At 71.6% G+C, this 15031-nt stretch carries 14 protein-coding genes; 8 read left to right on the top strand and 6 right to left on the bottom strand.

The features are described from left to right. Nucleotides 1–73 precede the first annotated feature (73 nt). Nucleotides 74–301, bottom strand: coding sequence for a type A2 lantipeptide (locus tag QIS96_RS10310; protein ID WP_282542163.1), 228 nt, complete (start codon nucleotides 299–301; stop codon nucleotides 74–76). 496 nt (nucleotides 302–797) lie between these two features. Next, on the bottom strand, nucleotides 798–1958 hold the full coding sequence (locus tag QIS96_RS10305; RefSeq protein WP_282542162.1) for an ROK family transcriptional regulator: 1161 nt from the start codon (nucleotides 1956–1958) through the stop codon (nucleotides 798–800). Between the two features lie 333 nt (nucleotides 1959–2291). Here QIS96_RS10305 and QIS96_RS10300 point away from each other — a divergent pair, with 333 nt between their 5' ends. The 8 genes from QIS96_RS10300 to QIS96_RS10265 all read left to right on the top strand — a co-directional run bounded on the left by QIS96_RS10300 (nucleotide 2292) and on the right by QIS96_RS10265 (nucleotide 10510). Further along, nucleotides 2292–3464 (top strand): ABC transporter substrate-binding protein, encoded by a 1173-nt coding sequence (locus QIS96_RS10300; protein WP_282542161.1) that lies wholly within the window; start codon nucleotides 2292–2294, stop codon nucleotides 3462–3464. A gap of 8 nt (nucleotides 3465–3472) precedes the next feature. After that, on the top strand, nucleotides 3473–4420 hold the full coding sequence (locus QIS96_RS10295) for a carbohydrate ABC transporter permease (RefSeq protein WP_282542160.1): 948 nt from the start codon (nucleotides 3473–3475) through the stop codon (nucleotides 4418–4420). After that, complete coding sequence (locus QIS96_RS10290) at nucleotides 4410–5291, top strand: carbohydrate ABC transporter permease (protein WP_282542159.1); 882 nt, start codon at nucleotides 4410–4412, stop codon at nucleotides 5289–5291. The genes QIS96_RS10295 and QIS96_RS10290 overlap by 11 nt, the downstream gene beginning before the upstream one ends. A 123-nt stretch (nucleotides 5292–5414) precedes the next feature. Beyond that, nucleotides 5415–6713, top strand: a complete 1299-nt coding sequence (locus QIS96_RS10285; protein ID WP_282542158.1) for an alpha-L-fucosidase — start codon at nucleotides 5415–5417, stop codon at nucleotides 6711–6713. Continuing rightward, on the top strand, nucleotides 6710–7705 hold the full coding sequence (locus tag QIS96_RS10280) for an asparaginase (RefSeq protein ID WP_282542157.1): 996 nt from the start codon (nucleotides 6710–6712) through the stop codon (nucleotides 7703–7705). Before QIS96_RS10285 ends, QIS96_RS10280 begins: the two co-directional genes overlap by 4 nt. Next, nucleotides 7702–8985, top strand: coding sequence for an alpha-L-fucosidase (locus QIS96_RS10275; protein ID WP_282542156.1), 1284 nt, complete (start codon nucleotides 7702–7704; stop codon nucleotides 8983–8985). Before QIS96_RS10280 ends, QIS96_RS10275 begins: the two co-directional genes overlap by 4 nt. 191 nt (nucleotides 8986–9176) lie before the next feature. Next, complete coding sequence (locus tag QIS96_RS10270; protein WP_282542155.1) at nucleotides 9177–9974, top strand: thymidylate synthase; 798 nt, start codon at nucleotides 9177–9179, stop codon at nucleotides 9972–9974. Between the two features lie 32 nt (nucleotides 9975–10006). Then, nucleotides 10007–10510, top strand: a complete 504-nt coding sequence (locus tag QIS96_RS10265; RefSeq protein ID WP_282542154.1) for a dihydrofolate reductase — start codon at nucleotides 10007–10009, stop codon at nucleotides 10508–10510. Here the strand turns inward: QIS96_RS10265 and QIS96_RS10260 are convergent. The 4 genes from QIS96_RS10260 to QIS96_RS10245 are packed head-to-tail and all read right to left on the bottom strand — an operon-like array spanning nucleotide 10498 to nucleotide 15018. Continuing rightward, nucleotides 10498–11478, bottom strand: a complete 981-nt coding sequence (locus QIS96_RS10260; protein WP_282542153.1) for an ROK family protein — start codon at nucleotides 11476–11478, stop codon at nucleotides 10498–10500. The two genes, QIS96_RS10265 and QIS96_RS10260, sit on opposite strands and share 13 nt — an antisense overlap. Beyond that, a complete protein-coding gene (locus QIS96_RS10255) occupies nucleotides 11475–13181 on the bottom strand; it encodes a dipeptide ABC transporter ATP-binding protein (RefSeq protein WP_282542152.1) in 1707 nt (568 codons plus the stop codon). The genes QIS96_RS10260 and QIS96_RS10255 overlap by 4 nt, the downstream gene beginning before the upstream one ends. After that, complete coding sequence (locus QIS96_RS10250; protein WP_282542151.1) at nucleotides 13178–14062, bottom strand: ABC transporter permease; 885 nt, start codon at nucleotides 14060–14062, stop codon at nucleotides 13178–13180. The genes QIS96_RS10255 and QIS96_RS10250 overlap by 4 nt, the downstream gene beginning before the upstream one ends. Further along, nucleotides 14059–15018, bottom strand: a complete 960-nt coding sequence (locus tag QIS96_RS10245; RefSeq protein ID WP_282542150.1) for an ABC transporter permease — start codon at nucleotides 15016–15018, stop codon at nucleotides 14059–14061. Before QIS96_RS10245 ends, QIS96_RS10250 begins: the two co-directional genes overlap by 4 nt. Nucleotides 15019–15031 lie beyond the last annotated feature (13 nt).

Below are 15031 nucleotides of genomic sequence, written 5' to 3'. Positions count from 1 at the left end.
CGTCGCGTCCGTGGGCCCCGGAACTGGATGTTCCGGGGCCCACGGATCACTGGTGTCTCAATGAGCGCGAGACTCAGAGACCAGCGACGGTGCTGGTGGCCAGGCCCTGGAGCGGGGCCGTGTTGAGGCCGGTGGTGGCCTCGACGGTGCCGACGACGGTGCCGACGGTGGAGGACACCGGGGCGACCGAGTCGACGGTGTTCAGGACGGTGCCGACCGAGGCGGCGGACAGGCCGGCGGCGATGTTGTCGAGGTCGGCGTCGGCGATCTCAGCGGTCTCGACCTGGGGGGTGTTGTTCATGGTGTGAACTGCCCTTCTCATCAATGTTGCAAAAGGTGTTTCCAGCCCCGCGGAACCAGCGTTGCGAATTCCGCCGGGAGCCAGGATCAAAGCACGCGCGCCGCGCACGCATCCAATCGTCGAACCGACGTTCCGGCACGGTTGCAACATCCAATCACCGCTGCGTGCAGGCAGTTTCACGACGTGGGAGCAGCTCCTTCACAACATTCACAGGGGGAAATGAGGGGCGCGGAGCGACTCCCTCCAACAAATCGGACATCGCCCCGTCGACAGGCACTTCATGTGGCCCATGCACAGAAATTCCAGGGGTAACCCGAAACGTTCGCGCGGTAACCGGGACCGAATAGCGTGACCGCAGTGCACATTCGATGTGCAGGTTCACTGAAGGCGTGCGCTATCGGGTCCGAAGCGGACACAGGGGCTGATAGGCCGACTGTTCATGCCTCAGTTGTGTGGGGCGGGACAGAGCGGTCAGCGGTGCGCGGGAGCGAGGGAGTCAGCGTGCCGACGGCCGCGTGATCGCCCCGCTCCGTGCGAGGAGCAGGCAGGCCGCGCCGCGGGCGTGCTCGGTGTCGCGCCAGGGGGAGACGGTGACCGACAGGTCCTTGAGCGGCTCGATCACCCCGGCGCGCGCCGACGCGGTGAAGGACGGCCCCAAGTAGGGCCAGAGCACATGGCTTTCGCCGATGACCTTGACCGCCTTCACCGCGAGGACGTTCACCACCCCGGCCACACAGCGCCCGAGCAGCGTCCCTGCCTCGGAGAGGAGTCGGAGCACCGCGGGCTCGCCGCGCTCGGCGGCGGCCACCAGGGCGGCCGGCCCGGCGTCCGGGGCGAGCCGGACGCCGGCGCGGCGGGCCCGGTCGAGCAGCGCCGACTGGCCGACCAGGGTCTGCAGACAACCCCGGTTGCCGCACGTGCAGTCGGGCCCCTCCGGGTCGACGGGCAAATGCCCGAACTCGCCGGACGAGCCGTCGGCGCCGCGCTGCACCCTCCGCTCCAGGACGACGCCCATGCCGAGGCCGTCCCCGATGCCGAGGACGAGGAAGTCGTCGTGCTCGCGCCCCATGCCGAAGAGCAGCTCCGCCGTCGTGCTGGCGCGCAGGTCGTTGTCGACGAGCACCGGCACCGGAAGGGCGCGCGCCAACTCCGCGCCGAGCGGCAGTCCGTGCCAGTCCATGATTCCGGAGAGGCGCACGACCCCGGACTCCGGATCGGCCATGCCGGGCACCGCGACGCCGACGCCCCGGACGGGGGTGGTGTCGCGGCGCGCGTCGATCTCCGCCCGTACGACCTTGGTGAGGAGGCGTACGGGGGACTGGGCGACGCGCTCCGGGAGTCGGAACTCGTCCACGATCCGCCCGTCGAGCCGCACCACGGTCCCCACCAGGTGGTCGACGGCGACCCGGATGCCGAGCACATGCGCGGCGTCCGACACCAACTCCAGGGGCACGCGCGGGCGTCCGGCGCCCGAGGCGTGCGGGGCCAGCTCGCGCAGGAAGCCCGCGCCGATCAGCCGCCGGGTGTGCTCGGTGACCGTCGCCGCGCCCACCCCGAGGCGGGCCGCGATCTCGGCCCGGCCGAGCGGTCCGGCCGAGCCGAGCAGCGCCAGGATCTCCGTGCGGATCAGGTCCCCGTGGGCCGGGCGTCGCGTCATCTCAGCCTCCGTGATGCCGGTGTGATGCCGGTGAGCAGGCCGGGTCAACTCCCGTTCAGCCGAGGTGTCTAGACCTCTTGACGTCCGACCTCTCTGGTTCTAGCGTCCCAGTTTACTCGGGCCCGAATTAAACGGTTCGGCCCGGACGGAAGTGCCCCGCCCCCCATCCTTCCCCGCCCACCGCACGGTGGTGAACTAGGAGGTCAGCGCATGCGTTTGCGTGCCGCTCAACGGGTCAGCATCGGAACCGCGGCCGCGCTCGTCGCACTCGCGGGCTGCGGTGGAAGTTCCTCCGGTGAAGGTGCTGGAGGCAGCAAGAGCTCCGATGGCTCGGTGACTCTGACCTGGCAGATGTGGGCCAGCGGTGCCGATGAGGAGAAGCAGCTCAAGCAGCTGGCGGCGCTCGTCCACAAGAAGCATCCGAACATCAGGATCGACCTCAACACCGCACCGTTCAAGGACTACTTCACCAAGCTGCAGACCCAGGCCGCGGGCGGCGAGCAGCCCTGCCTCGTGAGCATGCAGAGCCTGCGCCTGCCGGGTTTCGCCGAGCTCATGGAGCCCCTGGACGCACATGTGAAGAAGGCCGGCACGGAAGGGTTCGAACCGGCGGCGACGGAGGCCCTGCAGTACGAGGGCAAGACGTACGCCCTGCCGATGGACCTGGCCGCGATGGTCGTCTACTACAACAAGGACGCCTTCGCGAAGGCCGGGGTGCCGGAGCCGAAGGCAGGCTGGAAGGTCGCCGACTTCGAGAAGGCCGCCAAGTCCCTGACCGGGCAAGGCAAGAAGGGCTTCGGCCTCTCCTTCTCCGACCTGCACTCGCTGACCATGGCCCTCACCTACAACGGCGCCCGCCCGGTCACGAAGGACGGCAAGCCGCAGCTCGACGACCCGAGGATGGTCGAGGCGTACGACTGGTACGCGGGCCTCGCCACCAAGGCCAAGTCGGCGAGCGTGCCCGCGAGTTCGAGCGACGGCGGCTGGGCCGAGACGCAGTTCGTGAACGGCAACACCGCGATGGCCGTCGACGGCACCTGGAACCTCGGCTCGCACATCGGCGAGGCCAAGTTCAAGGTCGGGGTCGCCCCGATCCCCGCGGGCCCGGACGGCTCCAAGACCTATGTCGCCAACTCGGGCTTCGGCATGTCCAAGTCCTGCGCCTACAAGGACGAGGCCGCCAAGGCCCTCGCCGTCCTCACCGGCCCCGAGGCGCAGCAGTCCCTCGCCGAGCAGGGCCGTGTCTTCCCGGCCCGCACCGACGCGCAGCCCGCGTACGAGAAGTTCCTGACCGAGCAGAACGGCAGCGACCCGGAGAGCGCCGAGACGGTCGAGCTCGGCATGAAGGCCGTCATGGACGGGCTCGCCGGCGGTGAGCCGTTCGTCGGGACGGAGAACTGGGACCAGGTCAACACCCTGTTCAGCCAGTACCTGTTGGAGGCGTACACCGGCTCGAAGAGCGCGAAGGAATCCCTGACGACCATTCAGCAGAAGTCGGCCGGCTGACCATGGCCGTGAGCGAACTGACCGAACCGAACCGCACCGCCAAGTCCGCGCCGCCGGTGAAGCAGCGCACCGGCGGCCGCGGCCCGCGCGGCCGGGAACGCTGGTACGCCTACGGGTTCCTGTCGCCGGGGCTCATCGGCCTCACGGTGTTCACGCTGTTCCCCGTGGGCATGGCCGTGGTGATGAGCCTGCACGAGTGGCCCATCTTCGGGGAGCGCTCCTTCCTCGGGATCGACAACTTCCGCCATCTGCTCGCCGAGGACCCCACGTTCCTGGTGTCGGTCCGCAACACCTTCGTGTTCACGGCCCTGTTCCTGCCGCTGAACGTGGTCCTGTCGCTCGCCCTCGCCTTCTGGATCGCCAACTGCCGGGCGCGGCAGGTGTTCCGGGTCCTCTTCTTCATCCCGACGATCACGCCGATGGTCGTCTCCGCCGTCATCTGGAAGCTCCTCTACCAGCCCGACGGCGTCTTCGACCACTACCTCGGCAGCTGGTTCGGGGTCGACGCGCCGAACTTCCTCGCCGACCCGGACACCGCCATGTTCGCCGTGGTCGCGATGAGCGTGTGGCAGGGCATCGGCTACAACCTCATCGTGTTCTCCGCGGCCATCGACGCGCTGCCGACCTCGGTCCTGGAGGCCGCGGAGATCGACGGGGCCCGCGGCCTGGTCAAATTCCTGCGCGTACAGCTGCCGTTGATGTCGCCCGCCGTCTTCTTCGTCACCACCATGACCATGATCACGTCGATGCAGGTCTTCACGCAGACGTACATCCTCACCAAGGGCGGCCCCGGCGACTCCACCGTGACGATGGTGCAGAACGTGTACGAGAACGGCTTCATCTCCCGTGACCTGGGCGTCGCCGCGGCCGGGGCCTGGCTGCTCTTCGCGGTGATCCTGCTGATCACGGCCGTGCAGTTCGTCGGACAGAAGCGGTGGGTGCACTATGAGCACTGACTCCCGGACCCTTGCGCGGGCCAACTCAGCCAGACAGCAGGGTAGTTGGTGGACGCCGCGCCGTGTCGTGTCGCATGTGCTGCTCGTCCTGGTGACGTTCCTGTTCCTGACGCCGGTCCTGTATGCCCTGGCCACCGCGCTCAAACCGGCGGGCGAGACCTTCGCCAGCCCGCCGTCCCTCGTGGGCTCCAGTGTGCGCTGGCAGAACTTCGCGGACGTCTTCGACTACCTGCCGTTCCAGCGCTTCGTCGTCAACGGTCTGCTCGTCGCCGTCGTCGGCACCCTCGTGGTGCTCGCCGCCTCCTCGCTCGGCGCGTACGCCTTCGCGCGCCTGCGCTGGCGGGGCCGCGAGAGCCTGTTCCTGCTGTTCCTGGGAACCCTGATGGTTCCTCAAGAAGTCCTGGTCGTACCGATGTTCATCCTCATGCAGGAGTTCGGCTGGGTGAACAGCTACCAGGCGCTCGTCTTCCCGTGGGCGTTCACCGCGTTCGGCACGTTCCTGCTGCGGCAGTTCTTCCGGCAGATCCCGTACGAACTCCAGGAGGCCGCGACCCTCGACGGCTGCTCGCCGCTGCGCACCTTCCGCTCGGTGATGCTGCCCATCGCCAAACCGGCCCTCGGCGTGGTCGCCGTCTTCACGTTCATCTCGTACTGGAACAGCTTCCTGTGGCCGCTGATCATCGTGAACGACGTCCATGACCTGGGCACGGTGCCGCTCGGCCTGTCCCTGTTCTTCGGCCAGAACAGCAACCAGTGGCACCTGGTGATGGCCGCGTCCGTGATCTCGCTCGTCCCGACGCTGCTGCTGCTCATCGCCCTGCAGAAGCACCTCGTCAAGGGCATCGCGGCCACCGGCCTCGCCGGCCGCTGACCAGTCCGCTGCCCCGGCCTGCCGCGATCGGCCGCCGTATCGAAGGAGACTCTCCTGCTGCTCTTCGACCAGCGCACCGGACCCGACCTCGGTGCCCAGAGCCCCGTCTACCCGCAGTCGGACGTGCCCCGCTGGTACGCCGACGCCAAGCTCGGCGTCTTCGTTCACTGGGGCGTCTACTCCGTGCCGGCCTGGGGCACACCCCGCGAGCCGGGCCAACACACCCCCGTGGAGCTGGAGTTCGCCCACCACGCGTACGCCGAGTGGTACGCCAACACCGTGCGCATCCCCGGCTCGCCCACCCGCCGCTTCCACGAACGCACCTACGATTTGGGCACCTCCTACGAGGACCTCGCCGACCGGTGGACCGCCGAGCGGTTCGACCCCGACGCGTGGATGGAGCTGTTCGCGGCGTGCGGCGCCCGCTACGTCGTGCCCACCGCGAAGCACCACGACGGCTTCTGCCTCTGGGACTCGGCCACCACCCCGTTCACCGCCGCCCGCCGCGGCCCGCGCCGCGACCTGCTGGCCGACCTGAGCGGCGCCGCGCGACGGCACGGGCTGCGGCTCGGCCTGTACTACTCGGGCGCCCTCGACTGGCACGTCGGCGACTTCCCGCCGATCCGCTCGCTCACCGACCTCTTCGAACTCCGCCGCAACGACCGGGAGTTCGCCGACTTCGCGCACGACCAGCTCACCGAACTCGTCGACCGCTTCCGGCCCGACTACCTGTGGAACGACATCGACTGGCCCGACAGCGGCAAGGGCCGCGGCGACAAGGACCTCGCCGCCCTGTTCGCCCGCTACCTCGACCAGGTGCCCGAAGGCCTCGTCAACGACCGCTGGGGCGTGCCCTATTTCGGCGTCCCCACCCGCGAGTACGTCAGCGAACAGCGCACCACCGACCGCGTGTGGGAGGCCTGCCGCGGCCTCGGCCGGTCCTTCGGCCACAACACCGCGGAGGACGACCGGCACCTCGTCTCCGGCCCGGAGCTGATCCACCTGCTCCTCGACACGGTCGCGAAGAACGGCAACCTGCTCATCAACGTCGGCCCGCGCGCGGACGGCTCCTTGCCCGAGGACCAGGTCGAACGCCTGCGGCAGCTCGGGGACTGGCTGACCGTCAACTCGTCCGCGATCCACGGCAGTCGGCCCTGGCGGCGGCACCGCGACCCGGTCGGCCGGCCCGTGCGCTACACCACCCGCGACGGCGACCTGTACGTGGCCGACCTGGCCCCGGCGCGCGGCGCGCTCGTACCGTCCGCCGACGTGGCGGAGCTCGCGGCGGGGTGTACGGCGCACTGGCTGGCCCCCGGCGGACGACGCCCGGCGAAGCCCGGACCGGACGGGACGTTCGATGTGCCCGAGGAGTTGAGGAGTACGGCGGCGGCCGTGCTCGTGATCGAAGGAGGCGCGGCATGACCGCCGGGACCACCGAGCGCCCGCCCGTGGAACTGGCCCGGGTGGTGCGCGGCGGCTTCGTGGAGAGCCGCCACCTCGGGCACGTCGTGGTCGTCGCACCCGACGGGACCGTCAAGGAGAGCTGGGGCGACCCGGACGCGCTGATCCTGCCCCGCTCCAGCCTCAAGCCGTTCCAGGCGCTCGCCGCACTGACCGCCGGGGCGGACCTCTCCGGCCGCACCCTCGCCGTCGCCTGCGGCAGCCACACGGGCGAGCCCTTCCACACCGAGGCCGTCGACGCGATCCTCAACGGCAGCGGACTCACCCGCGCCGCCCTCCGCAACGTGCCGGGTCTGCCCGAGAACACCGACGCCCGCGACGCGCTCGTACGCGCGGGACGGGGCCCGGAGCGGATCGTCATGAACTGCTCGGGCAAGCACGCCGCGATGCTCGCCGCCTGCGTCCACCAGGGCTTGGACACCGCGACCTACACCGACCCGGACCACCCGGTGCAGCGGCACATGTACGACACCCTGGCCCGCCTGTCCGGCGCCCCGACCGGCACCGTCGTCGTCGACGGCTGCGGCGCGCCCTGCCCCGCCCTGCCCCTGTCCGGCCTCGCGCGCGCGGGTGCGGCGCTCGCCACCGCCGCACCGGGCAGCCCCGAGCGGGCGGTGGCCGAGGCGATGCGCGCCCACCCCGAGTACATCGGCGGCACCGGCCACCTCAACACCCGCTTCGCACAGCTGATCTCCGGCTCCCTGGCCAAGGGCGGTGCGGAGGGCGTGTTCCTCGCGGCGCTCGCCGACGGCACGACCGTCGCCGTCAAGGCCGTCGACGGCAGCCCGCGGGCCACCACCGCCGTCGCTGTCGCCGCCCTGCGCGCGACCGGCCAGGCCCTGCCGCCGCTGCCCGAGCTCGAAGACGTGCCTGTGGAGGGCGGCGGCCGCAGAGTCGGCGCCGTGCACACCGTGATCGGAAAACCGGTCGGAAACCCGGAAGGAAGTCGATGACCGTGAGCCTCCCCGAGGACTCCTGGTTCCGCAGCGCCGGACTCGGCCTGTTCGTGCACTGGGACCACGCCAGCGCGCAGGGCCTCGAAGTGTCCTGGCCGATGGTCGGCGGCGCCGCCAACCTGCGCCACACCACCAGCACCAGCATCGACCGGTACCGCAGCACGGAACGCACCTTCGACCCGGACCGCTTCGACGCCCGCGAACTCGCCCGCACCGCACGGGAGTCGGGCGCCACCTACGCCGTCCTCACCTCCCGCCACCACAACGGGTACGCGATGTGGCCGACCGAGACGTCCGACCGCTCCGTCGCCCACAGCCGCGGTAAGCGCGACATCGTCGGCGAGTACGTCACGGCGATGCGCGCCGAGGGCCTGCGCGTCGGCCTCTACTACTCGCTCAGCGACTGGAACCACCCCGACTACCCGGCCTTCACCGACGCCCGCCACCCCTATCTGCAACCCGACAAGACCTGGCCCTGGACCCCCGCACAGGCCGACCGCTACCGCGACTACCTGCGCCGCCAACTCACCGAACTCCTCACCTGGTACGGCCCGTTGGACGTGCTCTGGTTCGACGGCGAGTGGGAGCGCACCGCCGACGAGTGGCGCACCGGCGAGCTCCGCGAACTGATCCGTACCCTCGCCCCCGACTGCGTCGTCAACGACCGCCTCCTCGGCCACGGCGACTACGCGACCCCCGAGCAGTACATCCCCGCCGCACCGCCGGACGGCCCCTGGGAGGCCTGCCTCACCATGAACACCTCCTGGGGCCACGTGCCGCAGGACGGCGACTACAAGTCGGCCCGCGAGATCCTGCACACCCTCGCCGAGACCGTCTCCAAGGGCGGCAACCTGCTCCTCAACGTCAGCCCCACCGGCGACGGCACCCTGCCCGCCGAGCAGCGCGAACGGCTCGCCGCCATCGCCGGGTGGATGGCCGACCACCGCGAAGCCGCCGTGGGCGTCCGCCCCGGCCTCGCCCCCGGCATGTTCTACGGCCCCACCACGCGCCGCCGCCACGACGACGGGTCGGAGACGCTGTACCTGTACCTCCTCGCCTGGCCGGAGGAGCCCATCGGCGTACGCGACGTGCCGACCCGACGCGTCCGCTCCGTCGACCTGGTCGGCGTGGGCGAGCTCCCCTGGGAGGAACGGCTGGCCATCGCCGACCTCGAACTGCCCGACCCCAGCGGGGAGTTGAGGGTGACCCTGCCGACGGAGCGCCCCTCGGACGTGCTTCTGCCGGTGGTGCGGGTGGAGCTGGGCGCGGCGCGGTGAGGGGCCCCGCGGGGGCGGGGGCGCGCGTACGCGACCCGCGACGTACGAGGTGCTGGGCGCGGCCGGTGAACCGCCGGCGGTGATCAACGGCGGAGACGACGCGGTGGTGAGCCACGACGGCCCGCTCGGCGTCTCCCGGGACGCGAGCCCCCAGGACCGACAGCCCCGCACGGTCGGTAGACTCGCACCCCGTGGCGGACACCCAGTACGAAGACCTGTTGAAGCACGTGCTCACCTCCGGGACGGCGAAGGCCGACCGGACGGGCACCGGTACCCGAAGCGTCTTCGGGCACCAACTGCGGTACGACCTCTCCCAGGGGTTCCCGCTGGTCACCACCAAGAAGGTGCACCTGAAGTCGATCGTGTACGAGCTGTTGTGGTTCCTGCGCGGCGACTCCAACGTCGGCTGGCTGCAGGAGAACGGCGTCAGCATCTGGAACGAGTGGGCCGACGCCGACGGCGAGCTCGGCCCGGTCTACGGCGTGCAGTGGCGCTCCTGGCCCGCCCCGGACGGCCGGCACATCGACCAGATCAGCCAGGTCCTGGACACGCTGCGTAGCGACCCGGACTCCCGTCGCATGATCGTCTCCGCGTGGAACGTCGCCGACCTCGACCGGATGGCGCTCGCCCCCTGCCACGCGTTCTTCCAGTTCTACGTCGCCGACGGCAAGCTCTCCTGCCAGCTGTACCAGCGCAGCGCCGACCTGTTCCTCGGCGTCCCGTTCAACATCGCCAGCTACGCCCTGCTGATGCACATGGTGGCCCAGCAGACCGGCCTGGAGCCCGGCGACTTCATCTGGACCGGCGGCGACTGCCACATCTACGACAACCACGTCGAGCAGGTCACCGAGCAGCTCACCCGCACCCCCTTCGAGTTCCCCCGCCTCGAACTGCGCAAGGCCGACTCGCTCTTCGACTACGCCTACGCGGACGTCGCGGTGCGCGACTACCGGCACCACCCGGCGATCAAGGCCCCGGTGGCGGTGTGAACGCGGCGGGGAACGCAGGTACGGACGCAGGCGTGACCGTCGGGCTCATCTGGGCGCAGAGCCTCGACGGTGTCATCGGCGCGGACAACACGATTCCGTGGCGCGTGCCCGAGGACATGGCCCACTTCAAGGCGACCACCCACGGCTGCCCCGTGGTGATGGGCCGCAAGACCTGGGACTCGCTGCCCCCGCGCTTCCGCCCCCTGCCCGGCCGGCGGAACATCGTCCTGACCCGGGACCCGGACTGGTCGGCCGAGGGCGCGGAGCGCGCCGGGTCCGTCGAGGAGGCCCTGAAACTAGCGGCCGAGCCGACGGACCCGACCCGGCCCGTGCAGGTGTGGGTGATGGGCGGCGGCGAGATCTACCGCGCCGCCCTGCCGTACGCCACGGCGCTCTCGGTGACCGAGGTCGACACGACCGTGACCGGCGACACCCACGCCCCCACCCTGGACGCGACCTGGCAGGTCGCCGAGGACAAGGGCCGGCAGACCTCGACATCCGGCCTCGGCTACCGCATCCGCACCTACACGCGGTGACCTGACGTCACGCCTAGTGGCCCTGGCCCCGTACTCCCGACCTCAAGCTCCGCCCCCGCCCGAGCCGCCGCCCCCACCGCGACCGCCGTCTCGCCCAGGCGGGTCGGGAGGATCGTCAACGGGTGGGCGCTGACCGGGGGTTCGGCGGTCAGGGTCCGGCGTACGGACGGTTCCAGGAGGTGCCACGCGCCCGCCACGCCGCCGCCGAGGACGCATGTCGTGACGTCGAGGAGGCCCGCCGTGATCAGCAGGGCGCGGGCCACCGCCGCCCCGGCCGCCTCGTACACCGCGGCCGCGTCCGCGTCGCCCCGTACCGCCGCCTCGGCGATCGCGCGGGCCGTGCGGGTGCGGCCGGTGCGCTCGGCGTAGCGGGCCGTGACGGACCGGCCGGAGGCCACCGTCTCCAGGTGGCCGCGGCCCCCGCACGTGCAGGGCAGCTCACCGAAGCCGGGCACGTGCCCGATCTCGCCGGCCGCGCCGCGCGGCCCGTCGTACAGCGCGCCGTCGAGCCACAGCGCCCCTCCGACGCCCGTGCCGAGCGTCATCCCCAGGACGTGCTGCTCGCCTGCGACCGCGCCCCGCGCGACCTCGCCGCGCAGGAAGGCGTTCACGTCGTTGTCCAGGTACGCGGGCACGCCGAGCTCCTTCTCGACCGCAGCCGCCACCGGGAACCCGGCCCAGTCGCGGAACGAGTCGCTGGCCACGAGCACCCGCCCGGCCGCCGCGTCCACCACGCCCGCCGCGCCGACCCCGACGCCGAGCAGCCGTGCGGGCGTACGGCCGAGCAGCCGCCGTACCGCCGCGAGCGCCGTGTCGACCATGGCCCGGCCGCCCTCGGCCGCCGGGGTGGGAGCTTCGGTGCGGTCGACGACGGTGAGGTCGGCCGTGCACAGGACCGCCTGGGTGGTGGTCCCGCCGATGTCGAGGCCCGCGAGCACCTCGGGCCCGGGTGAGCCGGTGGCCGTCATGCCGTAACTCCCCGCCCGGCCAGGGCAGTTGAGTTTCCGCGCTCCGCCCGGCGGCGCCGCTGCACCACCGGATCGGGTACGGGCACGGCCGCGATGAGGCGGCGCGTGTACTCCGAGGTCGGCTGCAGCAGGGTGTTGCCCGTCGGCCCCTGCTCGACCACCTCGCCCGCCCGCAGCACGACCACACGTTGCGCGAACTGCTGCACCACGGCCAGGTCGTGGGAGACGAACAGGCACGCGAAGCCCAGCTCGCGCTGCAGCTCGGCGATCACTTCGAGCACCGTCCGCTGCACCCGTACGTCGAGGGCGCTGGTCGGCTCGTCCGCGACGAGGAGGCGTGGTTCGAGGACGAGGGCGCGCGCCAGACTGACCCGCTGCCGCTGGCCGCCGGACAGTTCGCGGGGGCCGCGTGCCGCCAACTTCTTTTCCAGGCCCACGCGTTCGAGCATGTCCGCGACCCGGGACCGCCGCTCGGCCGCCCGCATGTCGCGCCGGTGCACGAGCAGCGGCTCGGCCACGCACTGCGCCACGCTCATCCGCGCGTCGAGCGACGCCACCGGGTCCTGCAGGACCACCCCCACCCCGGAGAGCAGCCGGCGGCGTGCCCGGCCGCGGGTCCGCCGCAGGTCGGCGCCGAACAGGGACACGGCGCCGCCGGACGGCTTGACCAGGCCGAGAGCCACCCGCGCCGCCGTCGACTTGCCCGAGCCGGACTCGCCCACTAGCCCGACCGTCTCGCCGGGGCCCACCGTGAGGGACACCTCGTGCAGAGCCCGTACGGCACCGGCCCGATGCCCGAACTGGACGGACACGTCCCGGAGTCGAACCACCGGGGAGGCCGGGTCGGTGGGGTCCTCCGGCGTCGGGGGAGCGGCCGTACTCCCCGCCTGTGCCGGGCCGGTGACCGTCAGGCGCGGCACCGCGGCGAGCAGCCGCCGCGTGTAGTCGTGCCGCGGCCGCAGCAGCACCTCCTCCACCGGGCCGGTCTCCACGATCTCCCCGTGCAGCATCACCGCGACCCGGTCGGCGAAGTCCGCCACCACCCCCATGTTGTGGGTGACGAGCAGCACGCCTGTGCCGGAGTCGGCTGCCAACTCCCGTAGCAGATCGAGGATTTCGGCCTGCACCGTCACGTCGAGCGCGGTGGTCGGCTCGTCCGCGACGAGCAGCTCGGGGGAGTTCGCGATGGCCATGGCGATGACGACGCGCTGCCGCTGCCCGCCGGACAGCTGGAACGGGAACGCCGCGGCCCGCCGCTCCGGCTCCGGAATGCCGACCCGGCGCAGGAGTTCGACCGCCTCGGCGGCGGCCTCCCGGGCGGAGACGGGCCGGTGGTTGCGGATGACCTCGGCGATCTGCCGGCCGATCCGGGTCAGCGGGTCGAGGGCCGTCGCGGGCTCCTGGAACACCATCGACGCCGTACGGCCCCGAAGCCGCGCGAGGGTGTCCTCGCCGCTGCCGACGACCTCCGTGCCGCCCACCGCCACCCGCCCCGACACGTGCGCGTTGCCGGGCAGCAGTCCGAGCGCGGCGAGCGCCACCGTCGACTTGCCGGACCCGGACTCGCCGACGAGCGCGAGCGTCTCGCCCGGCCTGACCTGCAGCGACACCTCGCGGACGGCGGGTACGTCGCCGGTGTCGGTGGCGAACGTGACGCCCAGGCCTTCGACCTCAAGGATGTCGGTTCCCGTGTTCGCGTTCATGCGCGTCCCCTCACGTCGAAGGCGTCGCGAAGCCCGTCGCCGATGGCGTTGAACGCGCACACGACGAGGATGATCGCGAGGCCGGCCGGCACGATCAGCCACCAGCGCTCCGAGTACGCGGCCGTGAGCCCGGCCGACAGCATGCCGCCCCAGTCCGTCGCCGGCGGCTGCACGCCCAGGCCGAGGTACGAGACGTAGGCGACGAGCAGGATCGCGTCGGCGACCTGGAACGTCGCCGCGACCACGATCGTCGACACCGAGTTGGGCAGGATGTGCCGCCCGATGGCCCGCCCGTGCGTGCCGCCGATCGCGCGGAGCGTCAGCACGTAGTCCCGGCTCTTCAGCGTCAGCGTCTCCGCCCGGACGAGGCGGGACGGCACCAGCCACGACACCAGGCCCAGGATGACGATCAGGCCGAGCGGGCCCGGCGTGGTGATCGCGGAGACGACGAGCAGGATGAACAGCGCCGGGATGGCGATGCCCGCGTCGACGATCCGCATCATCACCGCGTCCACCCAGCCGCCCGCGTACCCGGCGACCGCGCCCCACAGCGTGCCGACGACCGTCGCGAGGATCCCGGCGGCGAGCCCGACGAGCAGCGACACCTTGCCGCCGAACATCAGCCGCCCCAGCTCGTCGTGGCCCACCGCGTCGGTGCCGAGCGGATGGGCGCCGCCGGGCGGCAGGTTGACCTGTGTCAGGTCGGTGTGCGTCTGGTCCGTCGGCCACACGAGCGGCCCGACGAAGCAGAACAGCAGGAACAGGACGACGACCGCGAGGCCGCCGACGGCCAGCTTGTTGCGGGCGAACCGGCGCACCGACAGGCGGTGCGGGGAGATCGCCTCGGCGGCCGGGGCCGCAGTCCGCAGTACGGCACTCATGCCCGGCCCGCCTTCACTCGGGGATCGATGACGCGCTGGACGACGTCGGCGAGCAGCGTGCCCACCACCGTCGCCACGGAGATGACCAGGACGCAGCCGAGCAGCACCGGATAGTCGGAGGACTGCGCGGCGCTCCAGAACAGCAGCCCCATCCCCGGGTAGTTGAACAGCTGCTCCACGACGAGGGCGCCGCCGAAGAGGACCGGCACGTAGTAGCCCAGCATGGCCACCACCGGGGTGAGCGAGTTGCGGAACACGTGCCGCCGCAGGATCGCGCCCCGCCGGCTGCCGCCCGCACGGGCCGTACGCACATAGTCCTCGGCGAGGTTCTCCAGCGTCGCGGACCGCATGTACCGGCTGAAGACGGCGATCATCGAGGCGGCGCCCGACACCACCGGAAGGACGAGCGCCGCCGGGTCCGCGAACACCTGGGCCAGCGAGTCCCCTTGCGGCGCCTGCGAGGGGAACCAGCGCAGGACCTGCGTGAACACGAGCACCAGGACGAGGCCCAGGAAGTACACGGGGGTCGAGTACGCGACGAAGCTCAGCCCCGTGACGACGTAGTCGACCGGCTTGTTGCGGCGCACCGCCTGCCACATGCCGAGCGGGATCGCGAGGAGCAGTCCGACGAGCGCGGAGAGCACGGTGAGCACGAGCGTCTTCGGCAGCCGCTGCCCGATGAGCTGCGCCACCCCCTCGTTCAGGGCGTACGAGGTGCCCAGGTCGCCCTGGAGCAGGGTGCCCAGGTAGTAGACGTACTGCACGGGAAGCGAACGGTCGAGGCCCTGTTCGTGGTTGAACGCGGCGATCTGCTGGGCGGTGGCCTGCGGGCCGAGGATCCCGCGCGCGGGACCCCCGGGCAGCGCGTGCAGCAGGCAGAACACCACGACGGTGACGATCAGGATGACGGCCAGGGCCTGCAGGACCCGGCGGGTGAGGAACCAGAGGATGTCCATGTCCGATACCCCG

The organism is Streptomyces cavernicola, from assembly GCF_029968035.1.
Classification (GTDB): Bacteria; Actinomycetota; Actinomycetes; order Streptomycetales; family Streptomycetaceae; genus Streptomyces; species Streptomyces cavernicola.
The sequence above is the reverse complement of the archived record's forward strand: the minus strand, read 5'-3'. Positions and strand labels throughout refer to the sequence as shown.

What these genes read in the sequence shown, in the direction of transcription:
- QIS96_RS10245 (WP_282542150.1), bottom strand. Translation starts at nt 15,018, where the DNA reads ATGGACATCCTCTGGTTCCTCACCCGCCGGGTCCTGCAGGCCCTGGCC.
- QIS96_RS10310 (WP_282542163.1), bottom strand. Translation starts at nt 301, where the DNA reads ATGAACAACACCCCCCAGGTCGAGACCGCTGAGATCGCCGACGCCGAC.
- QIS96_RS10255 (WP_282542152.1), bottom strand. Translation starts at nt 13,181, where the DNA reads ATGAACGCGAACACGGGAACCGACATCCTTGAGGTCGAAGGCCTGGGC.
- QIS96_RS10250 (WP_282542151.1), bottom strand. Translation starts at nt 14,062, where the DNA reads ATGAGTGCCGTACTGCGGACTGCGGCCCCGGCCGCCGAGGCGATCTCC.
- QIS96_RS10280 (WP_282542157.1), top strand. Translation starts at nt 6,710, where the DNA reads ATGACCGCCGGGACCACCGAGCGCCCGCCCGTGGAACTGGCCCGGGTG.
- QIS96_RS10290 (WP_282542159.1), top strand. Translation starts at nt 4,410, where the DNA reads ATGAGCACTGACTCCCGGACCCTTGCGCGGGCCAACTCAGCCAGACAG.
- QIS96_RS10305 (WP_282542162.1), bottom strand. Translation starts at nt 1,958, where the DNA reads ATGACGCGACGCCCGGCCCACGGGGACCTGATCCGCACGGAGATCCTG.
- QIS96_RS10260 (WP_282542153.1), bottom strand. Translation starts at nt 11,478, where the DNA reads ATGACGGCCACCGGCTCACCCGGGCCCGAGGTGCTCGCGGGCCTCGAC.
- QIS96_RS10275 (WP_282542156.1), top strand. Translation starts at nt 7,702, where the DNA reads ATGACCGTGAGCCTCCCCGAGGACTCCTGGTTCCGCAGCGCCGGACTC.